The organism is Shuttleworthella satelles DSM 14600 (assembly GCF_000160115.1).
GTDB lineage: Bacteria > Bacillota > Clostridia > Lachnospirales > Lachnospiraceae > Shuttleworthia > Shuttleworthia satelles.
Map to the genome: position 1 here is coordinate 498,572 of NZ_GG665866.1, position 23,540 is coordinate 522,111.

At 53.4% G+C, this 23,540-nt stretch carries 17 protein-coding genes; all 17 read right to left on the bottom strand.

Annotation, left to right across the window (positions count from 1 at the left end; all coding sequences use genetic code 11):
- Positions 1–92 precede the first annotated feature (92 nt).
- The 17 genes from dltB to GCWU000342_RS02330 all read right to left on the bottom strand — a co-directional run bounded on the left by dltB (position 93) and on the right by GCWU000342_RS02330 (position 23,524).
- Positions 93–1,259: a D-alanyl-lipoteichoic acid biosynthesis protein DltB gene (gene dltB / locus GCWU000342_RS02240; protein WP_006905585.1), complete on the bottom strand. Its 1,167-nt coding sequence runs from the start codon at positions 1,257–1,259 to the stop codon at positions 93–95.
- A complete protein-coding gene (gene dltA / locus GCWU000342_RS02245) occupies positions 1,259–2,770 on the bottom strand; it encodes a D-alanine--poly(phosphoribitol) ligase subunit DltA (protein ID WP_045000151.1) in 1,512 nt (503 codons plus the stop codon). The genes dltB and dltA overlap by 1 nt, the downstream gene beginning before the upstream one ends.
- Positions 2,771–2,936: 166 nt before the next feature.
- Positions 2,937–5,567 (bottom strand): pyruvate, phosphate dikinase, encoded by a 2,631-nt coding sequence (gene ppdK, locus GCWU000342_RS02250; protein WP_006905587.1) that lies wholly within the window; start codon positions 5,565–5,567, stop codon positions 2,937–2,939.
- Positions 5,568–5,796: 229 nt separating this feature from the next.
- The gene (locus tag GCWU000342_RS02255; RefSeq protein ID WP_045000153.1) at positions 5,797–6,033 is read right to left on the bottom strand and encodes a PF20097 family protein; all 237 of its coding nucleotides are present in this window, start codon (positions 6,031–6,033) and stop codon (positions 5,797–5,799) included.
- 411 nt (positions 6,034–6,444) lie between these two features.
- Positions 6,445–7,104 carry a VanZ family protein gene (locus tag GCWU000342_RS02260; RefSeq protein ID WP_006905589.1) on the bottom strand — a complete coding sequence of 220 codons (660 nt, stop codon included), beginning with the start codon at positions 7,102–7,104 and terminating at the stop codon, positions 6,445–6,447.
- A gap of 120 nt (positions 7,105–7,224) precedes the next feature.
- A complete protein-coding gene (locus GCWU000342_RS02265; protein ID WP_006905590.1) occupies positions 7,225–8,622 on the bottom strand; it encodes a glycine--tRNA ligase in 1,398 nt (465 codons plus the stop codon).
- A gap of 281 nt (positions 8,623–8,903) precedes the next feature.
- Entirely contained in the window at positions 8,904–9,650 is a 747-nt protein-coding gene (gene recO / locus GCWU000342_RS02270) for a DNA repair protein RecO (protein WP_006905591.1), read from the bottom strand.
- A complete protein-coding gene (gene era, locus GCWU000342_RS02275) occupies positions 9,647–10,579 on the bottom strand; it encodes a GTPase Era (protein ID WP_006905592.1) in 933 nt (310 codons plus the stop codon). Before era ends, recO begins: the two co-directional genes overlap by 4 nt.
- Positions 10,580–10,643: 64 nt before the next feature.
- Positions 10,644–13,556, bottom strand: coding sequence for an insulinase family protein (locus GCWU000342_RS02280; protein WP_045000572.1), 2,913 nt, complete (start codon positions 13,554–13,556; stop codon positions 10,644–10,646).
- Between the two features lie 338 nt (positions 13,557–13,894).
- A complete protein-coding gene (locus GCWU000342_RS02285) occupies positions 13,895–14,743 on the bottom strand; it encodes a mechanosensitive ion channel family protein (RefSeq protein WP_006905594.1) in 849 nt (282 codons plus the stop codon).
- A gap of 323 nt (positions 14,744–15,066) precedes the next feature.
- Entirely contained in the window at positions 15,067–16,230 is a 1,164-nt protein-coding gene (locus GCWU000342_RS02295) for a 3-phosphoglycerate dehydrogenase family protein (RefSeq protein WP_006905596.1), read from the bottom strand.
- 35 nt (positions 16,231–16,265) lie between these two features.
- Positions 16,266–17,348, bottom strand: coding sequence for a 3-phosphoserine/phosphohydroxythreonine transaminase (gene serC / locus GCWU000342_RS02300; RefSeq protein WP_045000162.1), 1,083 nt, complete (start codon positions 17,346–17,348; stop codon positions 16,266–16,268).
- Positions 17,349–17,389: 41 nt separating this feature from the next.
- Complete coding sequence (gene ilvB, locus GCWU000342_RS02305; RefSeq protein ID WP_045000574.1) at positions 17,390–19,081, bottom strand: biosynthetic-type acetolactate synthase large subunit; 1,692 nt, start codon at positions 19,079–19,081, stop codon at positions 17,390–17,392.
- A gap of 20 nt (positions 19,082–19,101) precedes the next feature.
- Positions 19,102–20,775: a dihydroxy-acid dehydratase gene (gene ilvD / locus GCWU000342_RS02310; RefSeq protein ID WP_006905599.1), complete on the bottom strand. Its 1,674-nt coding sequence runs from the start codon at positions 20,773–20,775 to the stop codon at positions 19,102–19,104.
- Positions 20,776–20,791: 16 nt separating this feature from the next.
- Positions 20,792–21,889 carry a 3-isopropylmalate dehydrogenase gene (leuB, locus tag GCWU000342_RS02315; protein ID WP_006905600.1) on the bottom strand — a complete coding sequence of 366 codons (1,098 nt, stop codon included), beginning with the start codon at positions 21,887–21,889 and terminating at the stop codon, positions 20,792–20,794.
- 254 nt (positions 21,890–22,143) lie between these two features.
- Positions 22,144–22,965, bottom strand: coding sequence for an HAD family hydrolase (locus GCWU000342_RS02320; protein WP_045000164.1), 822 nt, complete (start codon positions 22,963–22,965; stop codon positions 22,144–22,146).
- Positions 22,966–23,233: 268 nt separating this feature from the next.
- Positions 23,234–23,524 carry a hypothetical protein gene (locus GCWU000342_RS02330; RefSeq protein WP_006905602.1) on the bottom strand — a complete coding sequence of 97 codons (291 nt, stop codon included), beginning with the start codon at positions 23,522–23,524 and terminating at the stop codon, positions 23,234–23,236.
- Positions 23,525–23,540 lie beyond the last annotated feature (16 nt).

The following is a 23,540-nucleotide window of genomic DNA, read 5'->3' on the forward strand; positions in this document are numbered from 1 at the left end:
CTCTCCCATACAGACACTCCTCATACGGCCAAACCCAATGATGGAATACACGCACCGTCAAAGTCTTTCCATGCAGTCCTCCATCTCAAATCCTATTTTAACTTAATCAAGTCCATAAATCTCCCCGAGAAGATGAAGAAGCCGAAGAAGACCAGGTGAAAAGTAATCCCCCAGGAGAGAAATTTGAACCATTTTTCTTTCCTGTGCTTCTTGTAGAACTTAGACTTCTTATGGAAAACTTCCGTCAGCGTCAGGAGCAAACCATGATAGAGACCATAGATCAGATACTGAGGACTTGTCCCGTGCCAGACCCCCATGATCCCCATATTGATGAAAAAGGCAATGCCTGCCACAGTCAGGCGATTCTTGAATTTCTTTGTCTTCATCAGACCCATGGAGATACGGGAGAAGACAAAATCTCGAAACCAGTGCGAAAGACTGATGTGCCAGCGATCCCAGAACTCAATAATATCAAGGCTTCGGAAGGGAGCTTTAAAATTCTCCGGGGTCTCTATACCAAAGAGGTAGGAGGCTCCCACCGCCATGAGAGAGTAGCCTGCGAAATCAAAGAAGAGATAGAAGCCGTAACCATAGAAGTAGACCAGGATATGCTTGGGATCCGTCTTCATTCCGAAATTGGTATAGAGATGATAGAAAGCGGCTCCCAGGGCAAATTTATAGATTGCTCCCAGAAGGATCTTCTGCAGACCTCTCCCCGCCAGATCCATATAATCCTCTCTCGGAAGAACCCGGTGCATATCTCCGCTAAAACGCTGACTCCGATCAATGGGACCCGAAGTCAACACCGGAAAGAAGAGGTTCATATAGAGGAAGTCCCATAAGCTCACCCGATCAATCGAACCGTCATAGGTCTGAATGATGATCTGTGTCGATTTAAAAGTCATATAGGACAGGCCCAGGAAGCCAAAGAGGTGTAGCTGCCAGTTGACCGCCAGAGAGAACTTATAGAGTGCCAAAGGCAGAATCGAAGCAAAAAGGAAGATACGATACAGCCAGGTCTTTCTTCCCCAGCGCATACGCACAGCCAGATATCCCCGATCCAGTGCATAACCGATGGCCAGAAAAAGGGCCAGAAATGCCAGAGCTCCCGGTTTTTTGCCCATGGCCAGATAGACGTAGATCAGGGAGACCAGACTCCCATATGGGGCGATTGGTTTTTCCAGATAGCCCAGGATCAATGCCGGCAGGGACAGGGCAATCAGGGAGAGGAAGAAACTTTGATCAACGAATAATGACATCAGATCAGCTCCTCCAGCGCTTTTTTATCCAGTTTACCGTTCATGGTCATCGGGAAAGAATTCACCAGGACCACCTTCTTGGGGACCATATAAGAGGGGATCCGCTCTCCCAGGCTCTGACGAATATACTTGCGTCTGGCATAGGAGCTGTCCCAGCCCTCCTTCTGAAGAACAAGTGCCGCCAGACTGTGGACCACCCCATCTCTCATCTTTGGCAATACCACAGCCCCATCTACCCCGTCCAGGGTCAAGAGATTCTTCTCGATATCGCCAAGCTCAATCCGATAGCCATGCAGCTTCACCTGTCCGTCGGCGCGGCCGGAGCAATAGACCATACCGTCTTCTCTCACATAGCCCATGTCTCCGGTCCGATAGGAAGCAATCCCCTTTTCGTCCAAAAAGAAATGATCCCTGGTCTGTTTCTCATTCCGATAGTAACCGGCAGCGACGGTATCACCATTGATGATCAGTTCTCCGACCTGCCCCTCGGGCAGGCGCTTTCCCTCCGTATCTACGGCATAAATCTCTGTTTTGTCTTTAGCATATCCGACAGGAAGCAGACTTTCTGTCTTTAAGATGTCATCCGTAATCTCCGTCGCCGTCACACAGACCGTGGTCTCCGTCGGCCCATAGGTATTGATGATATGGGCATCCGGAAAGCGTTCGCGCAAGCTGCAAACGGTTCGCGGTGTCAGGGGCTCTCCGCAGAAGAGGAAATGACTGATTCCGGAAAGATGTTTTGCGTCAAAGCAGGGTTCTCCCATAGCCAAATCCGCGAAGGAAGGCGTTGACACCCAGTAATTCACTCCATTTTTTCGAATGAACTCCACAGCTGCAGTCACATCTCTGATCAGATCCCGATCCAGGCAGGCAATGGTGGAACCGGTTGCCAACCCAGTGTATGTGTCCATCACCGACAAGTCAAAGGAGAAGGGAGCCTGGTTCAGAAAAATCCCCCGTCTGCCCTCCACCAGACCGGGCGACCAGCTCAGGTAAGCATTCAGATTGGCATGCGTCACCTTGACGCCCTTGGGCTTTCCCGTCGATCCGGAAGTAAAAATCATATAGTGAATGTCGTCATCTGCCAGGCCCGGCAAAAATTCGGTCTCCTCCGCCGACACAGCCTCCTTAAGACAGATCTCTTCCAGCATGCGCCGGTCCATCTGATGAACCCCTCTGAACTCTGCCAGTTCTTCTGCCGCAAGGACAAGGGGGCTTGCCACGGCATGTATGATATCGGCGATGCGGCCGTCCGGCATATTCACGTCCATCGGCACATAGGTATGACCGGACAGGGAGCAGGCCAAAAAGCAGACCGGCATCCAGGCACTCTTATGCCCATAGACCGGGATCGGCTGCTTGGGATCCAGTTCCTCCCCGATAAGGCGAAGGGCAAGGCGACAGCCTCTCTCCCAGAGTTCTCCGTAACTGATCTGTTCTCTTCGGAAGACAAAAGCGGGGCGGCCGGGATCCTCTTTGGCAATTGTTTTGATTTCAGTAATTATATCCATAAATAGCACCTGTTTCCTAAGATATAAGCTTACAGGTTTTGTCCGAAAAGATACAGAGCTATTTTCGAAACTTTTCCTAAAAAAGGCCATACCCTTCCGAGGAAAGGTATGACCCCATGAAAATCCATTATACTCTTACGCGCGGCTCAGCAGACCGACGATCGGCTCAATCCTTCAGAGCGGCCTGTGCTGCTGCCAGACGGGCGATGGGCACACGGAAAGGTGAGCAAGACACATAGTCAAGACCGATCCTGTGGCAGAACTCGATGGATGAGGGATCACCGCCGTGCTCGCCGCAGATACCCGCATGGAGCTGAGGTCTGGACTTCTTGCCGAGATCGACAGCCATCTCCATCAGCTTGCCGACGCCGACCTGATCCAGCTTGGCAAAGGGATCAGACTCGAAGATCTTGTTGCTGTAATAGGAATCCAGGAACTTGCCGGCATCATCACGGGAGAAACCGTAGGTCATCTGGGTCAGGTCATTGGTTCCGAAGCAGAAGAACTCCGCCTGGTTGGCAATCTTGTCTGCTGTCAGAGCAGCTCTGGGGATCTCAATCATGGTGCCGACTTCATACTTGAGGTCAGCTCCTGCGGCCGCGATCTCCTTGTCAGCGGTCTCTACAACGATGTTGCGGACAAATGCCAGCTCCTTCTCATCGCAAGAGAGGGGAATCATGATCTCAGGTACAAGATTCCAGTCGGGATGCGCCTTGGCTACCTTGATGGCCGCACGGATAACGGCAGTCGTCTGCATGCGGGCAATCTCGGGATAGGTAATGGCCAGACGAAGTCCTCTGTGACCCATCATGGGGTTGAATTCCTTGAGACCGGCAATGATATCCTTGATCTGCTGTACGCTCTTGCCCTGGGTATCAGCCAGCTTCTTGATCTCTTCCTCGGTGTTGGGCACGAACTCATGAAGAGGGGGATCCAGGAAACGGATGGTCACCGGATTGCCCTCCATAGCCTCATAGAGCTTCTCGAAATCGCCCTGCTGGTAAGGCTCGATCTTCTCAAGAGCCTTCTCTCTCTCCTCAACGGTGTCGGAGCAGATCATCTCGCGGAAGGCAGCGATCCTGTCCTCAGCGAAGAACATGTGCTCGGTACGGCAGAGGCCGATACCCTCGGCACCCAGCTCACGGGCCTTGGCCGCATCTGCGGGCGTATCGGCATTGGTGCGAACCTTCAGCTTGCGGTACTTGTCAGCCCAGGCCATCACGCGGCCGAAGTCTCCGCCGATCTCAGCCTCCTTGGTAGCGATATCACCCTTGTAGATCTTACCGGTTGTACCATCGAGAGAAATGTAATCTCCCTCATGGAAGGTCTCTCCGCCCAAGGTGAATACCTTGGCCTCCTCATCGATGACAATATCACCGCAGCCGGATACACAGCAGGTGCCCATTCCGCGGGCAACGACAGCTGCATGTGAGGTCATACCGCCACGAACCGTCAGGATACCCTGAGCGGCATGCATTCCCTCGATATCCTCAGGAGAAGTCTCAAGACGAACCAGGATGACTCTCTCACCTGCGCCGCCGATTCCCTGTGCCTTGGCCTCGTCCGCGTCGAAGACAACCTTACCTGCGGCAGCACCGGGAGAAGCGGGAAGAGCTGTACCAATCACCTGTCCTGCCTTCAGAGCCTCCGCATCGAAAGAGGGATGCAGGAGCTGATCCAGGGACTTGGCGTCAATGCGCTTTACTGCGGTCTGCTCGTCAATCTGTCCCTCGTCAACCAGATCACAGGCGATCTTGATGGCTGCGGGAGCTGTTCTCTTGCCGTCACGGGTCTGAAGGAAGTAGAGCTTGCCCTCCTCGATGGTGAACTCCATATCCTGCATATCATGGAAGTGGTTCTCCAGCTTGGTTGCCAGCTCCATGAACTGCTTATAGACTGCGGGCATGGCGTTCTCAAGTGTGGAGATGGGCTGGGGTGTACGAACACCTGCAACGACGTCCTCACCCTGGGCATTGAGCAGGTACTCGCCGAAAATGCCCTTGGCGCCGGTAGAGGGATTGCGGGTGAAGGCAACGCCGGTACCGGAGGTCTCACCCTTGTTACCGAATACCATGGTCTGCACATTCACGGCAGTACCCCAGGAACCGGGGATATCGTTCATGCGGCGGTATACGATGGCACGGGGGTTATCCCAAGAACGGAATACGGCTAAAACCGCGCCGATCAGCTGCTTTTTGGCCTCCTGGGGGAAGTCCTCTCCCAGCGCATTCTTGTAAATGCCCTTGAAGCGGCGAACCAATTCCTTCAGATCATCGACATCCATCTCAACATCATAGGTGATGCCCTTCTTGGCCTTGACGTCATCAATCTCCTTCTCAAAAAGGGACTTGGAGACCTCCATAACGACATCAGAATACATCTGGATGAAACGGCGATAGGAATCATAGGCGAAGCGCTCATTGTTAGTCTTCTTGGCGAATCCCTCGACAGCGATGTCATTTAAGCCCAGGTTCAGAATCGTGTCCATCATACCGGGCATGGACGCGCGGGCACCGGAGCGGACAGATACCAGAAGGGGATCGTTGGGATCACCGAACTTCTTGCCGTTAATCTCCTCCAGCCAGGCGATGTTCTCATCGATCTGATCCAGGACCTCCTGGGGAAGGCCCTTGCCGTTGTCATAGTAAGCGGTGCAAGCCTCGGTGGTGATGGTGAATCCCTGAGGGATGGGCATGCCCATGTAAGTCATCTCAGCCAGATTACAGCCCTTACCGCCCAAGAGGTTGCGCATGGACGCGCGGCCCTCGGTAAACTTGTAGACCCATTTGTTTGCCATTGAATTTTCCTCCTACAAATCAACTGCTGAAGTGCCCTCTTCACAATCCTCCGAGCGCCACTTCCATGTTCCAGAGGTTTCCCCTCTGAGCACTGGTAAAATAATAACATACTGACCCGAAAGGTCAATTGTCTGTACCCTGATCTGTACAAAATGAGGGCAAAAAGGGAGTTATTTCTCCCATTTTTGCCCTCGCTGCCAATCTTGTACCTGTAAAAATACAATTTCCTTATTTTGCCCGATAGTCATGGCTCCCCTTGGGAAGGATCAGCATCTCGCAGTCCGGGCAGTAGTAGCCCCTGCATTTTTCCTTATCTCCAAGCGGATAATCCACATCCCCATATACATGAAGCCGTACAGTCTCTGTACTCCTCTCCTTCTGCCACCAGACACTACCTAAACACCATGCGCCTGTATAGTTCATGGTTCCGGATTCCATCTCCTTGCCACATGCAGGACATTTCATAGAATCACCTCAATAGATAAAAAAGTGCTCATAACTGACCACTTAACGATAGCCCCCAGTGTCTTTTTAACGTGTCCTCCCTCCAGACAGTCTCTATATCGCCCAAGAACTTATTGATCCTGTTTGATATAACTTTCAACACGTTTCATAATAACCTGCACAACACTTCTTTTTCTTTAATCAGCTATGTGGATTATAACATATAAATTGTATTTTTTTAAGAACATATTTCAAAGATATTGACAATCAAAAACTTCCGAAACTTCTTTCCGCAATCGATCCAAATAATCATGTCCTGTCTATGGTAGTTTTTCGTATTCAACCATGTTGGAAGGGCACGTTGAATGGTTACATCAAGCGCTGCAGTCACGCCCGCCAGTAGAACTCCGCCTGGCGGGCATAACCGCCAAATCAATCATAGAAGAGGGAGTCAAGTGCCTCTTTAAAGTGTTCGTGGTTTCGAAGCATCTTTCGAAAGAGAACAAGAATCACAAGGGTCAATACCGCTCCGGAAGTATTCAGGAAAAAATCATCAATATCAGCTGTTCTGGCCGGAAAGCCGCTTACGACATTAAGTAAGAGCTGAAGAGCTTCAATCATAACAGACACGAATGCGAGCAAAGCTATCTTCTTGCCTGTTTTCCATTTTCTCCGCGTAAAAATTTCAGTATAGACAGAGAGAGGCGATAAGAGCAGAAAATTTCCAATCAGCTGAACCAAAGCCCCCTCGTGCAGATAATTTCGTATGGACGCAAGAGGCATCAGCTGGTAGAAAGCAAAATAGGAATCAACCCCCTCCTTCATCTGGCGCAAGTCCTCATCACGGAAGAAATAAACAGGAAACAAAGTAATTTTTGCCAGGCAAATCACATACACAAGAAAACTTAGAATAACCCAGAATCTTGTCTGTAATTGCAGTCTCTTTTTCAGAAAACAACTCGGCAGAAGACCAAGGATAAATATAAGAACAAATAACTCTTTCGTAATATCAATGATCATGGTCCACCAACTCACTGTAAAATTCCCAGTCCATCTCTTTTCTGTCCAGTTTCTGAAATAAATGCCATTCATGTTTTGGGCGGTGTGTAATATGTAATTTTCCCGTTTTGTTTAATTAACGTGTGAAGCGAATCTCAAGGATATAAAAAGCCCTGCAGGTACACATCCTACAGAGCTCATATATCATGCACTTCAGAAAGCCATTTTCTCTTCCAGATACTTCTCAAGTTCTTCGATGGGCAGACGAACCTGCTCCATGCTGTCGCGGTCACGGACAGTGACAGCCCCGTCCGTCTCAGAATCGAAGTCATAGGTGACGCAGAAGGGGGTTCCGATCTCATCCTGGCGACGGTAGCGCTTGCCGATATTACCCCTGTCGTCATACTCACAGTTGAACTTCTTAGACAGGCGCTCATAGATCTTTGTCGCGCCCTCCGCAAGCTTCTTGGACAGGGGCAGGACGCCGACCTTGACGGGAGCCAGTGCCGGATGGAAGTGGAGGACCGTGCGCATATCGGGCTTGTCCTCGGTCCCGATGTTCTCCTCGTCATAGGCCTCACAGAGAAAGGCCAGAACCACACGGTCTGCGCCCAGAGAGGGCTCAATGACATAGGGGATATACTTCTCATTCTTAGCGTCGTCGAAGTAGGACATATCGGCGCCGGAGACCTCCTGGTGCCGGGTCAGATCGTAGTCTGTCCGATCTGCAATTCCCCAGAGCTCTCCCCAGCCAAAGGGGAAGGTGTACTCAATATCCGTGGTCCCCTTGGAGTAGAAGGACAGCTCCTCTTTATCATGGTCGCGAAGACGGATATGGTCTTTATTCATACCAAGAGACAAGAGCCAGTCTCTGCAGAAGCCTCTCCAGTAGTGGAACCACTCCATATCCGTGCCGGGCTCGCAGAAGAACTCCAGCTCCATCTGCTCAAACTCCCGGGTGCGGAAGGTGAAGTTGCCGGGCGTGATCTCATTGCGGAAGGACTTGCCGATCTGTCCGATTCCAAAGGGGATCTTCTTTCGGGAGGTTCGCTGTACGTTCTTGAAATTGACAAAAATGCCCTGTGCCGTCTCCGGGCGCAGATAGACGGTGTTCTTGGCATCCTCGGTAACCCCCTGGAAGGTCTTGAACATGAGGTTGAACTGGCGGATCTCCGTGAAGTTGTGCTTGCCGCAGGAGGGACAGGGAACATTGTGCTCCTGAATCCAGTCCTCCATCTCTTTGTTGGACCAGCCGTCAACGGAAGAGGGCAGGACGATCTGATGCTCCTGGGCGAAATCCTCGATGATCTTGTCCGCCCGGAAGCGCTCATGGCACTCCTTGCAGTCCATCAGAGGGTCGGAGAAGGAACCCAGATGACCGGAGGCAACCCAGGTCTGCGGATTCATGAGGATGGCGCCGTCAATGCCGACGTTCTGCGGACTCTCCTGGATGAACTTCTGCCACCAGGCCCGCTTGACATTATTCTTGAGCTCAACGCCCAGGTTCCCATAATCCCAGGTATTGGCTAAACCGCCGTAAATCTCGGAGCCCGGGTAGACGAAACCTCTCGCCTTGGCCAAAGCAACAATCTTCTCCATTGTCTTTTCCATACTAGATACCTCTTACTCTTTTGCCGGGCAGCCAGGCCTGGCAGACCTGTCTTCTTCCTTCACACAATCTCTGTCATTATAAGGACAAGCCCCTTTTATTGCAAGAAAAGGGGCGATCCGACCGCCATCCGTCTCCATGCCGTCTTCCATTCACCTCCATGCCGTCTTCCATTCGCCTCCATGCAGTCTTCCATTTACCTCCATGCCGTCTTCCATTCGCCTTCATTGATCTTTTGGAGGGAAAATAAGTCCCTTGATTGCGGAAAAAGGGGGCTTACATCTCAGCCCTTCCCTGGGGATGATAGAAAGGCCTCCGCCTTGAAGCTGTGTTCCAAGTATCTCCCCTGATACTCCCGCAAAAGCTGCCAGACCTCCTCTTCCACCGGATCCGTCAGGCGAAAGGAGAAGAGCTTCTTCATGGGGGCGCTCAGGATGAACTGAAAGGCATAGAGGGCCGACGCAGAAATGGGCCGTCCTCCTTCCACAGGCTGGCAGTCGCTGCAGATAACCGCCCTCCTTCCCATGTGAAAATAGGCGAGCCCCTCCTTCCTGCCGCAGGCTGCGCAGGAGAAGACATCCGGATATTCCCCGTTGATCCCCATCGTCCGGATCTCGTAGATGATCCGAAGAAGGCGGGGTGAGAATTTATCGCTAGCAAGGGCTCTTAAGGTCTGATAGAGCAAAAGAAGCCGCTGGGACTCATCGCTGTTCTCTATCCCGTAGTACTCAGCCATCTCCAGAAAATAGGCGGCCAGACATACCTTGTCATAATCTTCGGCAATCTCCAGAAAATAGGCCTCAATACTGGCCCTGGCCAGAGTATAGGAATTGAGTCCCTCATACAGTTCAAAGGTTCCGAAGGCCATGGGGCCTGTTGCCGCAAGCAATTGGCTGCGCGGCCGCCTGGCTCCCCGGGCAAAGGCGGAAATCTCCCCCAGCTCCCGGGTCAGGAGCACCACTCTCTTGTCAAATTCCCCGATGGGCATAGTGGACAGCACCATCCCCGTCACAATCAAACTCTGACTCATTGCTCATCTTCTCTGCGATAGCCGAAGTTCCTGATGAGGAAGTCGCTGTCTCTCCAGTTCTCCTTGACCTTGACAAAGAGGCGGAGATTGACCTTGGAAGAAAGCATCCGCTCCAGCTCATAGCGGGCATCCGATCCGATCCGTTTTAACATGGCCCCTCTCTTGCCAATGATGATTCCCTTGTGGGATTCTCTCTCACAGATGATGGTCGCCTCGATATCCCACAGCTCCCTGCCGGGACGTCTCTTCATGACATCCATGGCGACGGCGATCCCGTGGGGCACCTCCTTGTCCAGCGCGTAGAGGGCCTTCTCCCGGATGATCTCCGCCGCGATCTGCCGCATGGGCTGATCCGTCACGGTATCCTCGTCGTAAAACATGGGTCCCTGGGGCAGTCGCGAGAAAATGCTCTCGATCAGATCTTTGCATCCATCACCGCTTCTGGCACAGACGGGAAGGATCTCATCGAAATCATACTCCCCCCGATAGGTATCGATCACCGCAAGAATTTTCTCCTTCTTCACCATGTCGATCTTGTTGATGACCAGAAAAACCGGGATCTGAATCTGCTCAAGCTCCTTTAGAATATGGCGGTCGCCCCCGCCCACCCTGGTATCGGGCTCAATCAGCCAAAGGATCAGATCCACATCCTTCATACTGCGCTCAGCCACGCCAACCATGTACTGACCCAGCTTATTTTTGGCCTGGTGGATTCCGGGGGTGTCCAAAAATACAATCTGCCCCCGATCGGGATCCGTGTAAACGGTCTGAATGCGGTTTCGCGTGGTCTGGGGCTTGTTGGATGTAATGGCGATCTTCTGCCCGATCAGCTGATTCATCAGGGTGGACTTGCCCACATTGGGGCGGCCGATCATAGCGACAAAGCCGCTTTTTGTCACAGGATTTTTCATGCTGTCTCTCTTTTCCATTGATACTCTGCTCCAGGCGAAAACACTGCTGTGAGCCGATCAGGATATTCCCTTCCTGCCCTTCTCACAGAAGGGACTCTACCCTGGAAAAGAGCTCCCTCTTCGCCTCAATCGCATCCTCATTGCCGACGACGCAGATATAACCCTGGCGTAAAGCCGCCTCAACGGGTTCCGCCAGCCTGCGAATATCCTCCGCCCCGGCATGAATGATCTGGTCTCTTTCCTTCTGCAGCACGCGGTCCGTAAGGCCGCTCATATAGGCGGCCAATCCCCGGCTGCCTCGCATGGAGGGCGTCAGCGGAGTATCCATCCCTGACAGGGTTCCTATGATAAACCTGGTCATGTCCCGCTCATTTGCGTCAAAAGCGCGCAGGAAATCAGGCGTTTGATCGAAGACCTCCTTGGTCTCCTGCAGCCTGGGATCCCGATAGGACATGAAGACCAGCTGGGCATTTCTGCTGAAGGAGGACATGCAGCCATAGGCCCCGCCCTTGACCCGGATATTGTTCCAGAAATAGTCGTAGCCCAGGATCGTATCCAGGATACGCATCGCTCCCTGATAGGCAAAGCCCTCCCTGCCAAAATCGCCGCATCTGGCTACATAGTTGACCTGAGAGGCGGACTTGAAGGCCTCGTTGGGATCCGAAGTCACGATTTTTTCCGCCTTCGGCAAAGAGTAATGGTCGCGGTAGAGTCTCTCTTCTATCTGGGGCAGACAACCCTCCGCCTGCCTGATTCCCTCCTGATCGGATGTAGAGGACACCAGCATGTTTTCCGGACGGAAAATGGCATGCTTGAGATTGACCAGCTTGTCCTTTACCAGACCTGCCTTTTCATCAAAGTCCTCCGCCGTCTCCTTTAGGAAACGGTAATAGCCGATCCCGCCGATCTCGTCAGACACCTTGCCCGCGGTGGAAAAGTAAGATCCCGCCCGATTGGCCGCAACCGTATGGCCCGAGCTCATGAGTCTGGCCTCCATACGCAGGATCTCCTCGTCAAGAAGCTCCTTCAATCGCCTGCTGTCAGCGAAGGAGCTGGTCAACATCAGCTCCTCCATCAGCCGGACGACAGGATCCATATCGGAGTAGAAGAATTTGGCATGGACCTCAACAGCCAGCTGATAGCTTCCGTCTCTCCCCGGATAGTTCTCAATACTGGTGCTGATCCCCCCGCTCGTCAGATTGATGGCATTGGTCAGATCGGTATAGCGATACCGCTCCGTGTCCACCTGTCCTAAAACCCTGGTCAAAAAGGACAGAAAGCCCAGATCCTCCTGGGCAATGTGATTGGCGGCAAAGACCAGCGTCAGATAGTGAATGCCGTTGGTCTCCACATTGTGGTGCAGGACTGTGAAATTGCCGCTCTTTTTCACCTGGCAGTCGATCGGATCTATCTCGCGGCGCAGGTCCTCTCTTTTGAGCATGGGAATCTTCGCGAGCTCCTCCGGCGAATCCTCCCTCTCCTGATACTCCTGCAAATGCCTGGTCTGCTCGACCAGCGCTTCGATTTCCTCCGCAGAAAGGCCTGCCTTATAAGCGGCCATCTTCCCGGCAAGCGCCTGATTCCTGCGGCTTGCCAGCCCTCTCTCCGGGACGAGCTTTACCAGAGAGGCGTGGGTATTCTCAAGCAGATACTGCCGGATCAGCTGCTCGAAATAACCCTGACTGACCCTCTCGCGAAGCTCCTCCAGAACCCCGCTGACATGCAGGTGCAAAAAGGGCTGACGCTCATCATAGAGCCAGGAGTCCAGCAGCTGAAGCCCCCAGATCAGGCCCTTGGGATAACGGCCATAATCAGCCTCCCGAAAATGAAACTGAGCCATATTGATGGCTGCGTAGAGAGCCCTGGAGTCAATTCCTCCCTCTGCCTGATCCGTCAGAGTCTTGCGGATGATCTCCAGAAATGCTTTCTCGTCCCCCGGATTCGCTCCCCTGGCTGTAATGGAAAAGACCGGCTGCAGGGTTCCCGAATCATAGCCCCCGTAGATATCCTTTCCGATGCCCGCGTCGATCAACGCCTTCTTGACTGGCGCGCCCGGGGAGTTCAAAAGGGCATAGTCCAGAATTTTAAAGGCCTGGTAGAGCATCGGATCCAGGGCCGTAGCAACTGCCAGATTGTAGGAGAGATAGCTGGCGCCCTCCTCATCCTCCTCCGCGGAAATCGGATAGGTTTTCTCCAGACGGCTCATTTGCTCAAAGGGTCTCTGAAGGGGAATCCTGCTGTCAAGCTCGATCGCCTCATAATGACTCAGATAGACACGATCCAGATAGTCCAGCTTGTCCTCCGCGTCGAAATTACCGTAGAGATAGATATAGGCGTTGCAGGGATGGTAATATCTCCTGTGAAAATCAAGGAAGTCCTCATAGGTCAGATCCGGGATACAGGCGGGATCTCCGCCGGATTCAACTCCGTAAGGGGTGTCCGGGAAAAGGGAGTTCATGACCTGCCGCTCTAAGACGTCATCCGGAGATGAAAAGGCGCCCTTCATCTCATTGTAAACGACGCCATTGATCTCGATGGGGTCCTCTCTGTTCTCTAATTCATAGTGCCAGCCCTCCTGCATGAAGATCTCCGGCCGGCTGTATATGCGCGGATGGAAAACCGCGTCCATGTAGACATCGATCAGGTTGTCGAAGTCCTTGTCATTGCAGGAGGCCACGGGATAGACCGTCTTATCCGGATAGGTCATGGCATTGAGAAAGGTATTCAAAGAGCCCTTGACCAGCTCCACAAAGGGATCCTTGACCGGATACCGATCCGACCCGCAGAGAACCGAGTGCTCGATAATATGGGCGACGCCCGTAGAGTCGGCCGGGGGCGTCCGGAAGCCGATGTAGAAGACCTTGTTGTCATCGTCATTCTGCAGCAGAACCAGAGTCGCGCCGGACTTCTTATGGCGCAAGAGCAGCCCTTCTGAGCCGATGTCCCCCAGTTCTTCCTTCTCTAAAAGCTCATAAGCATCATTGATTTTCGTCATAAAAGTCTCTGCTTTCTCCCTCTTGCCACAGCCTGGCCGACGACTGAGATTGCATCTCCGACAGCAAATTTCTCTGCCGACAGCTGAGATTGCATCTCCGGCAGCAAGTCCCTCCGCCGACAGCTGAGATTGCATCTCCGGCAGCAAATTCTTCCGCCGACAGCTGAGATTGCATCTCCGGCAGCAAATTCTTCCGCCGACAGCTGAGATTGCATCTCCGGCAGCAAATCCCTCCGCCGACAGCTGAGATTGCATCTCCGGCAGCAAATCCCTCCGCCGGTGACTGAAATCTGAATCTCCGGCAATTTCCATCTGGGCGATTGCGAAGTTTATTGGGATCAGGTCCGATCCATATGGATATCCATCTGCCGGAAGGGAATGCGGATCCCCTCGGCGTCAAAGGTCAGTTTGATCTTCTCCAGCATGGCCCAGTGAACATTCCAGTACTCATCTGTGGGAACCCAGAAGCGGGCGCCCAGCTTCACGGAGGAATCGGACAGTTCCGATACAAAAACCCGATAGGGTTCCGTGTCCAGAGCTCTCGGCTCCTCCTTGATCAGGCGCATGAGCAGGTCCTTGGCCCTCTTGATGTCGTCCTCATAGGAAATACCTACGACCAGGTTGATCATCCGCTTATCGGCATGGGTCACGTTAGTAAGAGAGGTATTGGCCAGCGTTCCGTTGGGAATCACAATGATCTTATTGTCAAAGGACTTGAGCTTGGTGTAGAAGACCGTGATCTCGATGACGGTTCCCTCATTTGCGTGCGTATCCTCAATAATATAGTCTCCCACCCGAAAGGGATGGAGGAGCAGGATCAAGACCCCGCCCGCAAAATTCGACAGAGACCCCTGCAGGGCCAGGCCCGCCGTCACGCCCAAGGAGGCAATCGCTGCGGCCGCGGAAGCCGTCTGCACGCCAAAGACCCTGAGGACAACCAGTGCCAGGCCCAGGTAGACCAGCCACTTGAGAAGGGAGTCGATAAACTGAATCGCCCCCGTATCAATATTCTGCCGCTTCATGGTCTTGCGGATCAAGCTGCGGATCAGACCGGACAGCTTAACTCCCAGTCCCCAGACAATCAGGGCGATTACAACGGACCAGAAGAAGGTCAAAATGCCCGGAATCTGCCCGCTGATCCACTTCTGAGGGCTGACATTTCCGGCAAAGAGCTCGCTGATATTCATGCCTTATCCTTCTCCCACATCTGCAGAATCAACTCACCGATAAAGACGACAAGCACCATGACAAGGCTTGCTGCCAGAGTTAATTTTTGTTTTTTGTTTTTCATATCCACCTCCAGAGAGCGGAAAACACACAGATTAAGTATAAAGAAAGCGATTGCTTTTCGCCAGTGCCTGAAAAAATGTGAACGGAAAAATGTAAATGCCAAAAAGCGAAGGAAAAACGAGGAGCCGAAGAAAAGTAAACGCCAAAAAGCGCTCATAAGGACTGCCTCTGACACATCCCTTATGAGCACTCATTTTTCCGCGCGGGTGAAGCTTTCGATCTACTTGACCACCCTCACCTTGATCACGGACTCCAGCGCGTCAATTTTTGCGACCAGGTCCTTTGGCAGGGCGGAATCCAGATCCATCAGGGTGTAGGCATAGACATCCCTGGACTTATTGGTCATATCGGCCACGTTGACATCCGCGTCGCCAACAATGCTCGTGATGGCCGCCAGAGTTCCCTTGGAGTTCTTGTGCAGGACGGCCAGACGGCTTTCTGCCGAGCATTCACCCATGTCGCAGCGAGGGAAGTTCACCGAATTGATGATATTTCCGTTCTCAATATAGTTGCGAATCTCCTCGACAGCCATGATGGCGCAGTTGTCCTCTGCCTCCGCAGTGGACGCGCCCAGATGGGGGGTTACAATCACGCCCTGGGCGCCGGCGACAGTCGGATTGGCGAAGTCAGTCACATAAGCCCTGATTCTCCCGGCGTCAATCCCGTTTAAAAGGGCTTCCTCATTGACCAGCAGGTCTCTGGCGAAATTTAGGATAACCGCCCCCTCCTTCATCTGCTGAACAGCGGCCTTGGAGATCATCCCTTTGGTAGAGTCCAAAGCGGGCACGTGCAGGGTGATATAATCGCAGTTTCTGTAGATTTCCTCCACATTGGAGACGTGCTGCACATTTCTGGACAGATTCCAGGCAGCGCCGACAGAGATATAAGGATCATAGCCTAGTACATTCATGCCCAAATGCAGAGCCGTATTGGCCACTCTCTGCCCGATTGCTCCCAGACCGATGACGCCCAGCTTCTTGCCTGTCAGCTCCCGACCGGCAAACTGCTTCTTGACCTTCTCCGCCGCCTTACCGATATCCGGATCAGCGGCATTGGCCTTGACCCAGTCGATCCCTCCGACGATGTCACGGGATGCCAGAAGCATGCCTGCAATCACCAGCTCCTTGACCGCGTTGGCATTGGCGCCGGGAGTATTGAATACGACAATTCCCTCTTGGGCGCAGCGATCCAGGGGAATATTGTTGACTCCGGCACCGGCCCTGGCGATGGCCAGAAGCTGGTCGGAAAAGGCCATCTCATGCATCTTGGAAGATCGAACCAAAATTGCATCCGCTCTCTCAACCTCCTCAACGCGCCGGTAATCCGTGCTGAAGAGGTCTGTCCCGATCTTTGCAATATGATCCAGGGTTGCGTAATTATACATAGGATTCTCCCTTTCCTGATATAGGCAATTCTTACTCAGCGATTTTTCTTCTCGAAATCTTCCATGAAATCGACCAGCTTCTCAACGCCTGCCTTCGGCATGGCGTTATAGATGGATGCTCTCATACCGCCGACGGTCCTGTGTCCCTTGAGATTCTCCAGACCCGCCCCTTTGGCCTCGGCGACAAATTTCGCATCCAGATCTTTATCTCCTGTCACAAAGGGGACATTCATCATCGACCGATCCCTCCTGGCGACCGTCCCGCGAAAGAGCTCCGACCGGTCCAGGAAATCGTAGAGAACCGCGGCTTTTTCCTCATTTCTCTGCTTCATGACAGCAAGGCCGCCCATGTTCTTAAGCCACTTGAAAACCTTGCCGCAGATGTAGATGGCCCAGCAGTTTGGAGTATTATAGAGAGATCCGGCAGCTGCCTGGGTGGCAAAACGGAGCATGGTCGGAACATCCTCGTCCAGGTCCTCGCGGATCAGGTCCTCACGGATCACATCAATGACAAGACCGGCCGGACCTACGTTTTTCTGCACGCCCCCGTACATGATGGCATAGTTTGAAATATCCACAGGTTCAGACAGGAACATGGAGGAGACGTCACTGACCAGGTCACGCCCCTTGGTATCAGGCAGTTCCGAATAACGGGTCCCGTAAATGGTGTTGTTCTGGCAGATATAGACATAGTCCATATCCTCTGTGATGGGGAGCCGGGAGAGATCGGGAATATAGGAGAAGGTCTTGTCTGCGGAAGAGGCGAGCTCGACAACCTGACCGTACTTCCTGGCCTCGGCAGCCGCCTTTTTGGCCCACTGTCCGGTGATAATATAGCCTGCCTTCTTATGCCGCATCAGATTCATGGGGATGGCTGCAAACTGCTGAGAAGCGCCCCCCTGCAGGAAAAGAACCTTGTAGTGATCCGGGACTCCCAGCAGTGAGCGAAAATCCGCCTCCGCCTCGTCGATGATCTGCTGAAACATCGACGAGCGGTGTGACATCTCCATGACAGACATGCCGCAGCCGCGGTAATCCATCATCTCTTCCTGCGCCTCCCGTAAGACTTCCTCCGGCAGAACCGCCGGACCAGCGGAAAAGTTATAGACTCTGCTCATTCTGATTTCCTTTCTCTGGATCGGTATATTAAAACAATCCCTCATTTGATCTCAAATCCCTCGTCCAGGTCCTTCTTGTCGAATGCCTGTGAGATCGACTTCCCGGGCGCAACCATGGGCCATACCTTGAAATCGGAGTTGATATGGGCGTCGATGAGGACCGGACCCTTAGCCGCCAGGGCCGCATCGAGCGCGACATCAAACTCTTCTTTCGTAGAGGCCGCATAGGCTGTCGCCCCCATGGCCTCCGCCAGCTTGACATAATCAATATTGTCAGAAAGGATGGTCTGGGAGTAGCGTTTCCCGTAAAAGAGATCCTGCCACTGTCGAACCATGCCCAGAACGCGGTTGTCAACAATGACCTCGATCAGGGGCAGATGTTCCCGCACAGCCGTCGCGATCTCATTCATGTTCATGCGGAAGCAGCCGTCGCCGGCAATGTTGATTACCTGCTTGTCAGGGCAGCCGATCTGCGCTCCGATAGCCGCTCCCAGGCCGTAACCCATCGTTCCCAGTCCGCCGGAAGTCAGAAACTGGCGCGGGCGATGAAAGCGGTAATACTGGGCCGCCCACATCTGGTGCTGTCCCACTTCCGTCACAATAATAGCGTCTCCCTTCGTCTTCTCACAGATCTTCTCGACCAGATAGGGGCCGGAGAGCTCGGACCGGTCATAGGTCAGAGGAAAGCGCTCTTTGGCCTCTTCCACTTCCCTCTTCCAGTCCGTGTGCTCACATGGCTCCAGGAGACGATTCAATGCCATAAGAACTTCTCTGACATCCCCAATGACATCCGCATTGACCACAATATTCTTGTTGATCTCGGCGGGATCGATATCGATGTGGAGAATTTTAGCGTCTCTGGCAAAGGCCTTGGGATTTCCGATCACACGATCAGAGAAACGGGTCCCGATCGCGATTAAGAGGTCGCACCGACTGACGCCGAAGTTGGATGCCTTGGTTCCATGCATGCCCAGCATGCCGGAGTAGGCGGGATCATCTCCGTCAAATGCCCCCTTACCCATCAGAGAGTCACAGACCGGGGCGTCCACCAGTCCGGCAAATGTCGCCAGTTCCTCCGCCGCTCCCGAGATCACAGCTCCTCCGCCGACAAAGATATAGGGACGCTTGGAGGCCCGAATCATGCGGGCGGCCTTTTCCAGGCTCTCCTGACTGATCTTCTCTTTCTTTTTGGGCAGCGGAGTCAATGGCCTGTTCTCAAAGGCCGCTGTGGCCGCAGTCACATCCTTGGGGATATCCACCAGAACAGGACCGGGACGTCCGCTCTTTGCAATTGCAAAGGCTCTGCGCAGGGTGTCGGCCAGCCGGTGCACGTCCTTGACGATAAAATTGTGCTTGGTGATGGGCATGGTAATCCCGGCAATATCCACCTCCTGGAAGGAATCCTTGCCCAAAAGAGAAACTCCGACATTGCAGGTGATAGCGACCAGGGGCACGGAGTCCATATAAGCGGTCGCGATTCCCGTGACCAGGTTGGTCGCGCCCGGCCCGGACGTGGCCAGGCAGACTCCCACACTGCCGGTTGCCCGCGCGTAGCCGTCTGCGGCGTGTGAAGCTCCCTGTTCATGGCTGGTCAGAACATGTCGGATCTCACCCCTGTGGCGATAGAGCTCATCATAGACATTTAAAATCGCCCCGCCCGGGTATCCGAAGACGGTATCGACCCCCTGCTCTTTCAGGCACTCGATCAATATCTGTGATCCTGTCATTTGCATCATCCTGTCTCCTCCTGTCCTCACTCCCGCCCGGGAATCTCGAGAACGGCGCCGCGGTTTCCTGAAGTCACCATGGCGGCGTAGCGAGCCAGGTAGCCGGTTGTAACAGAGGGCTTTCTCGGCTTCCAGTTGGCCTTTCGGTCCGCCATCTCCTGCTCAGAGACTCTGACGTTCAGACGCATGGCGGGAATATCAATTTCAATGATATCTCCCTCCTCAATCAGAGCAATCGGGCCGCCGACAGCCGCCTCGGGAGAGACGTGACCGATAGAAGCCCCTCTGGAGGCCCCGGAGAAACGGCCGTCAGTGATCAGGGCGACCGACTCACCCAGACCCATGCCCGCAATGGCGGAGGTTGGATTTAACATTTCCCGCATTCCCGGCCCCCCCTTTGGGCCCTCGTAGCGGATCACCACGACGTCTCCCGATACAATCTTTCCTCCCTTAATGGCCTTGATCGCGTCCTCCTCACAGTCGAAGACACGGGCCGGCCCCTCGTGACGCATCATCTGTGGGGCAACGGCGGATCTCTTGACCACAGAGCCGTCCGGGGCCATATTCCCGGTCAAAACCGCAAGCCCCCCCTTCTCGGAATACGGATTCTCGACAGGGCGGATCACCTCAGGATTTAAGTTGACAGCGCCCGCAATTGCCTGGCCGATCGTCTTGCCGGACACGGTCAGACAGTCCTCATGGATCAGACCCTTTTTGGCCAGTTCATGCATGACGGCATAGACACCGCCGGCCTCGTTGAGCTCTTCAATATAGTGATGTCCCGCCGGGGCAAGATGGCAGAGATTGGGAGTTTGCTCGGAGATGGGATTGGCAAAGGCGATATCAAAATCAAAGCCGATCTCATGGGCAATCGCCGGCAGATGAAGCATGGAGTTGGTAGAGCAGCCCAGAGCCATATCGACAGTCAGGGCATTTAAAATGGAATCTCTGGTCATAATATCTCTGGGGCGAACATCCTTTCTGACCAGATCCATAACGGTATAGCCGGCTCTCTTTGCCAGCTTGCGGCGCTCGGAATAAACAGCGGGAATGGTTCCGTTGCCCCGCAGTCCCATGCCCAGAGCCTCGGTCAGACAATTCATGGAGTTGGCCGTGTACATACCGGAGCAGGAGCCGCAAGTGGGGCAGGCCCCGTTTTCAAAGCAGTCCAGGGTCTCATCATCCATCTTTCCCGCCGCGTTGGCTCCGACCGCCTCGAACATAGAGGATAATGAAGTCTTCTCCCCCCTCACATGTCCGGCCAGCATGGGGCCTCCGGATACGACAACCGTAGGGATATTGATGCGGGCGGCCGCCATCAGCATCCCCGGAACGGTCTTGTCGCAGTTTGGAATCATCACCAGCCCGTCAAACTGGTGGGCGATGGCCATCGCCTCGGTCGAATCGGCGATCAGATCTCTGGACACCAGAGAGTACTTCATGCCGATGTGGCCCATAGCCAGGCCGTCACAGACGGCAATCGCCGGAAAGACCACAGGGGTGCCGCCGGCCTCCGCGACTCCCAGCTTGACGGCGTCGGAAATCTTGTCCAGATCAATATGACCGGGAACGATTTCATTATAGCCGCTGACAATTCCGATCAGCGGTTTTCTGATCTCCTCCGGAGTGAAACCGAGGGCATTTAAAAGAGAGCGAGCCGGAGCCTGCTGCTTGCCTGCTTTCATATTATCGCTGATCATAACAATCTCCTTTTGTTCACACCAGTCTCTGGCAGATCAAATCTCCCATCTCACAAGTAGAAACCTGCCGGATTCCCCGGGTCTCTCTCTGAGGCATAATATCAGCTGTGCGGTATCCCTCTTCCAGAGTTCCTGCCACAGCCGCTCCAATGGCGTCCGCGGCCCGATCCTGGTCCAAAGAGAATCGAAGCATCATCGCCGCGGATAAAATCGTGGCAATCGGATTGGCAATCCCCTGGCCGGCAATATCGGGGGCAGACCCGCCGGAGGGCTCATAGAGACCGAACTTGGTCTCATTCAGACTGGCGGACGCCAACATCCCAATTGATCCCGTCAGCATAGAGGCCTCATCGGAGAGGATATCGCCGAACATATTCTCCGTCAGAATTACATCGAACTGCCCCGGATCCTTCACCAGCTGCATAGCCGCGTTATCCACCAGCATATGCTCATAAGCTACCTGAGGGTAATCCCCGGCCACTTCCTCTACAATCTTCCTCCAGAGTCTGGAGGAATCGAGCACATTGGCCTTGTCGACAGATGTGAGCTTCTTCCTGCGCCGGGAAGCCACGTCAAAAGCCTTTCTGGCGATGCGGCGGATCTCATCCTCATTGTAGGTCAGGGTGTCTGTCGCCGTGATCCGTCCGTCAATTTCCTCTGTCTTTCTCGCTCCGAAATAGAGACCCCCGGTCAGCTCACGGACAATGATCATATCAAAGCCGTCTCCGACAATCTCGTCGCGCAGGGGACAGGCCTCCTTTAACTGCGGATAGAGCAGGGCCGGGCGAAGGTTGGCAAAGAGCTTCAAAGCCTTTCGCAGAGCCAGCAAACCTGCCTCGGGGCGAAGACTGGGCGGGAGCTGATACCAGGGACTGGTCGCTGTGTTTCCGCCGATGGATCCCATGAGGACAGCATCTGAGGCTTTCGCGTCCGCAATGGCTTCCTCTGTCAGAGGCTTCCCCGTCTTGTCAATGGAAATGCCGCCCATCAGGATCTCTGTGTAATTGAAGGAAATCCCATAGATCTTCCCGACGGCATCTAAGACCTTCTTTGCCTCAGCGACGATCTCAGGACCGATTCCGTCTCCGGAAATAACGCCGATCTTATAATCCATAGATCGCTCTCCTCTCTCTGCCCACTGCCTGTTTGGCTATTGCTTCATATCTTAGTGTTTTTGCCTCTTTAATGCAATGAATCAGCCTGTCCCCGTCTATAGCAATCCCTTATCGAATCTATAACCAAAAGGGCTTGCGTCTGCAATCCGCGGTCCATTGATCTGAGTCATCTTTAAAGGACTTTTCCCCGGCAGGGATCTTCAGCGGGTATTTCCCCGGGCACAGATCTTCGGCGGGCAATTCTAATATGCGCTCAGGCCAGTCCCAGCTTCTCCACGGCCTTTGCAATCCCGTCCCGGTCAATATGATCCGTCACATAGTCAGCCGCCTCTTTCACCTCGTCTCTGGCATTGCCCATAGCCACGCCAATTCCGGCATATTCCATCATCTCCAGGTCATTGAAGGCGTCCCCGAAGCCGACGGAATTCTCCCGGTCAATTCCATAGTAGTCCAGCGCCCGTTCCATTCCCCTGGCCTTGGTAATTCCCCGGATGGTGATCTCCCCGGAGTACTGGTCCATGACATCCGCGAAAGAGGCCGGCAAAACCGAGAAATAGTCGCTGGTCTGATCGGCTAGCTCGTCGACTGTGACATCCGCCCAGTTGTAGAAGAGCTTCTCCACTCCCTTCACCCGATCAAAATTATCCACAACATGGACGCCTCCCAGGACAGAGTCCATATTTCCCCTGGAAATGCCCAGCTTCTCAAAACCCTCTCTGATCTGCTTAAGACCGCGCGGCGTAACGTAAGATCCGTCCTCCACCTGCAGCCCCACCATGATGTCATGGGCCAGAAAGAAATCCGTCAGGGGCTTGAGCTCCTCCTCCTTCATCGTCTCGTGATAAATCAGATTCCCGTCGCATTTGACATAGGCCCCCGCGGCGCAAACATAGCCGTCAAAGCCAAAGTCAATCAGCTGCGGGCAGATCTGGGCGAAATTGCGGCCTGTAGACAAAAGAAGCTTATGTCCCTTCGCCCTGGCCCGCTTCAGGGCTCTTTTTGCCGAGTCCAAAAAAACGCCCTTCTGATTGACCAGGGTCCCGTCGATATCAAAAAATAAAGCCTTCGTCTCCATGCTTCTCTCCTCAATAATCCACTCCCAAATCTCCCTCATCCCTCAAATCAACCGGAATACAGGCAGCGCATGTGGTCTCTTGTCATAACGAAAGGGGCCAAGAATCTCTTCTCGCCCCTTAGAATATACAATATTCAGCTTATCCGCACTGTCGGACAGGAAAGGAATTCCGTTGGATAAAGAACCCCTCCAGGAAAAGAATTTCGCCATCCAGGGAATCTGCCGGACAAAAACACCTCCAGGCAAAAATCCCTCCAGGCAGGCCCCCTTAGATTACATTCAACTGTAATCTTCTCCGATAGATCGGATCTATCCGCTCCAGACTCCTTCTCGCCTGGTGGTAAAGATTTCGGTTGATAGAAATCACACACACTGTTGACGCCCCATGATACTCCTTGCGCCGATAGAAGGGTACCTTCTTTACATTCAACGAGTAAGAAATGGAATCCTCGTTCAAGGCCTCAATCGTAGAACTGGAAGCTCTGTGATTCGTGGACACACAGAGCACGACATCCTTATTAATGTGCTTGTCAAAGCGCAATTCTCTCATACCTAACATAGCTATCACCCCTGTT

Coding starts and splice junctions, on each gene's coding strand:
- GCWU000342_RS02255 (WP_045000153.1), bottom strand. CDS start 6,033: ATGAAATGTCCTGCATGTGGCAAGGAGATGGAATCCGGAACCATGAAC.
- leuB (WP_006905600.1), bottom strand. CDS start 21,889: ATGGATTATAAGATCGGCGTTATTTCCGGAGACGGAATCGGTCCTGAG.
- GCWU000342_RS02280 (WP_045000572.1), bottom strand. CDS start 13,556: ATGACGAAAATCAATGATGCTTATGAGCTTTTAGAGAAGGAAGAACTG.
- era (WP_006905592.1), bottom strand. CDS start 10,579: ATGGAAAAGAGAGACAGCATGAAAAATCCTGTGACAAAAAGCGGCTTT.
- GCWU000342_RS02260 (WP_006905589.1), bottom strand. CDS start 7,104: ATGAATGGCATTTATTTCAGAAACTGGACAGAAAAGAGATGGACTGGG.
- ppdK (WP_006905587.1), bottom strand. CDS start 5,567: ATGGCAAACAAATGGGTCTACAAGTTTACCGAGGGCCGCGCGTCCATG.
- dltB (WP_006905585.1), bottom strand. CDS start 1,259: ATGTCATTATTCGTTGATCAAAGTTTCTTCCTCTCCCTGATTGCCCTG.
- GCWU000342_RS02295 (WP_006905596.1), bottom strand. CDS start 16,230: ATGTATAATTACGCAACCCTGGATCATATTGCAAAGATCGGGACAGAC.
- GCWU000342_RS02265 (WP_006905590.1), bottom strand. CDS start 8,622: ATGGAAAAGACAATGGAGAAGATTGTTGCTTTGGCCAAGGCGAGAGGT.
- ilvD (WP_006905599.1), bottom strand. CDS start 20,775: ATGATCAGCGATAATATGAAAGCAGGCAAGCAGCAGGCTCCGGCTCGC.
- GCWU000342_RS02330 (WP_006905602.1), bottom strand. CDS start 23,524: ATGTTAGGTATGAGAGAATTGCGCTTTGACAAGCACATTAATAAGGAT.
- GCWU000342_RS02320 (WP_045000164.1), bottom strand. CDS start 22,965: ATGGAGACGAAGGCTTTATTTTTTGATATCGACGGGACCCTGGTCAAT.
- dltA (WP_045000151.1), bottom strand. CDS start 2,770: ATGGATATAATTACTGAAATCAAAACAATTGCCAAAGAGGATCCCGGC.
- recO (WP_006905591.1), bottom strand. CDS start 9,650: ATGAGTCAGAGTTTGATTGTGACGGGGATGGTGCTGTCCACTATGCCC.
- GCWU000342_RS02285 (WP_006905594.1), bottom strand. CDS start 14,743: ATGAATATCAGCGAGCTCTTTGCCGGAAATGTCAGCCCTCAGAAGTGG.
- serC (WP_045000162.1), bottom strand. CDS start 17,348: ATGAGCAGAGTCTATAACTTTTCCGCTGGTCCGGCGGTTCTGCCGGAG.
- ilvB (WP_045000574.1), bottom strand. CDS start 19,081: ATGCAAATGACAGGATCACAGATATTGATCGAGTGCCTGAAAGAGCAG.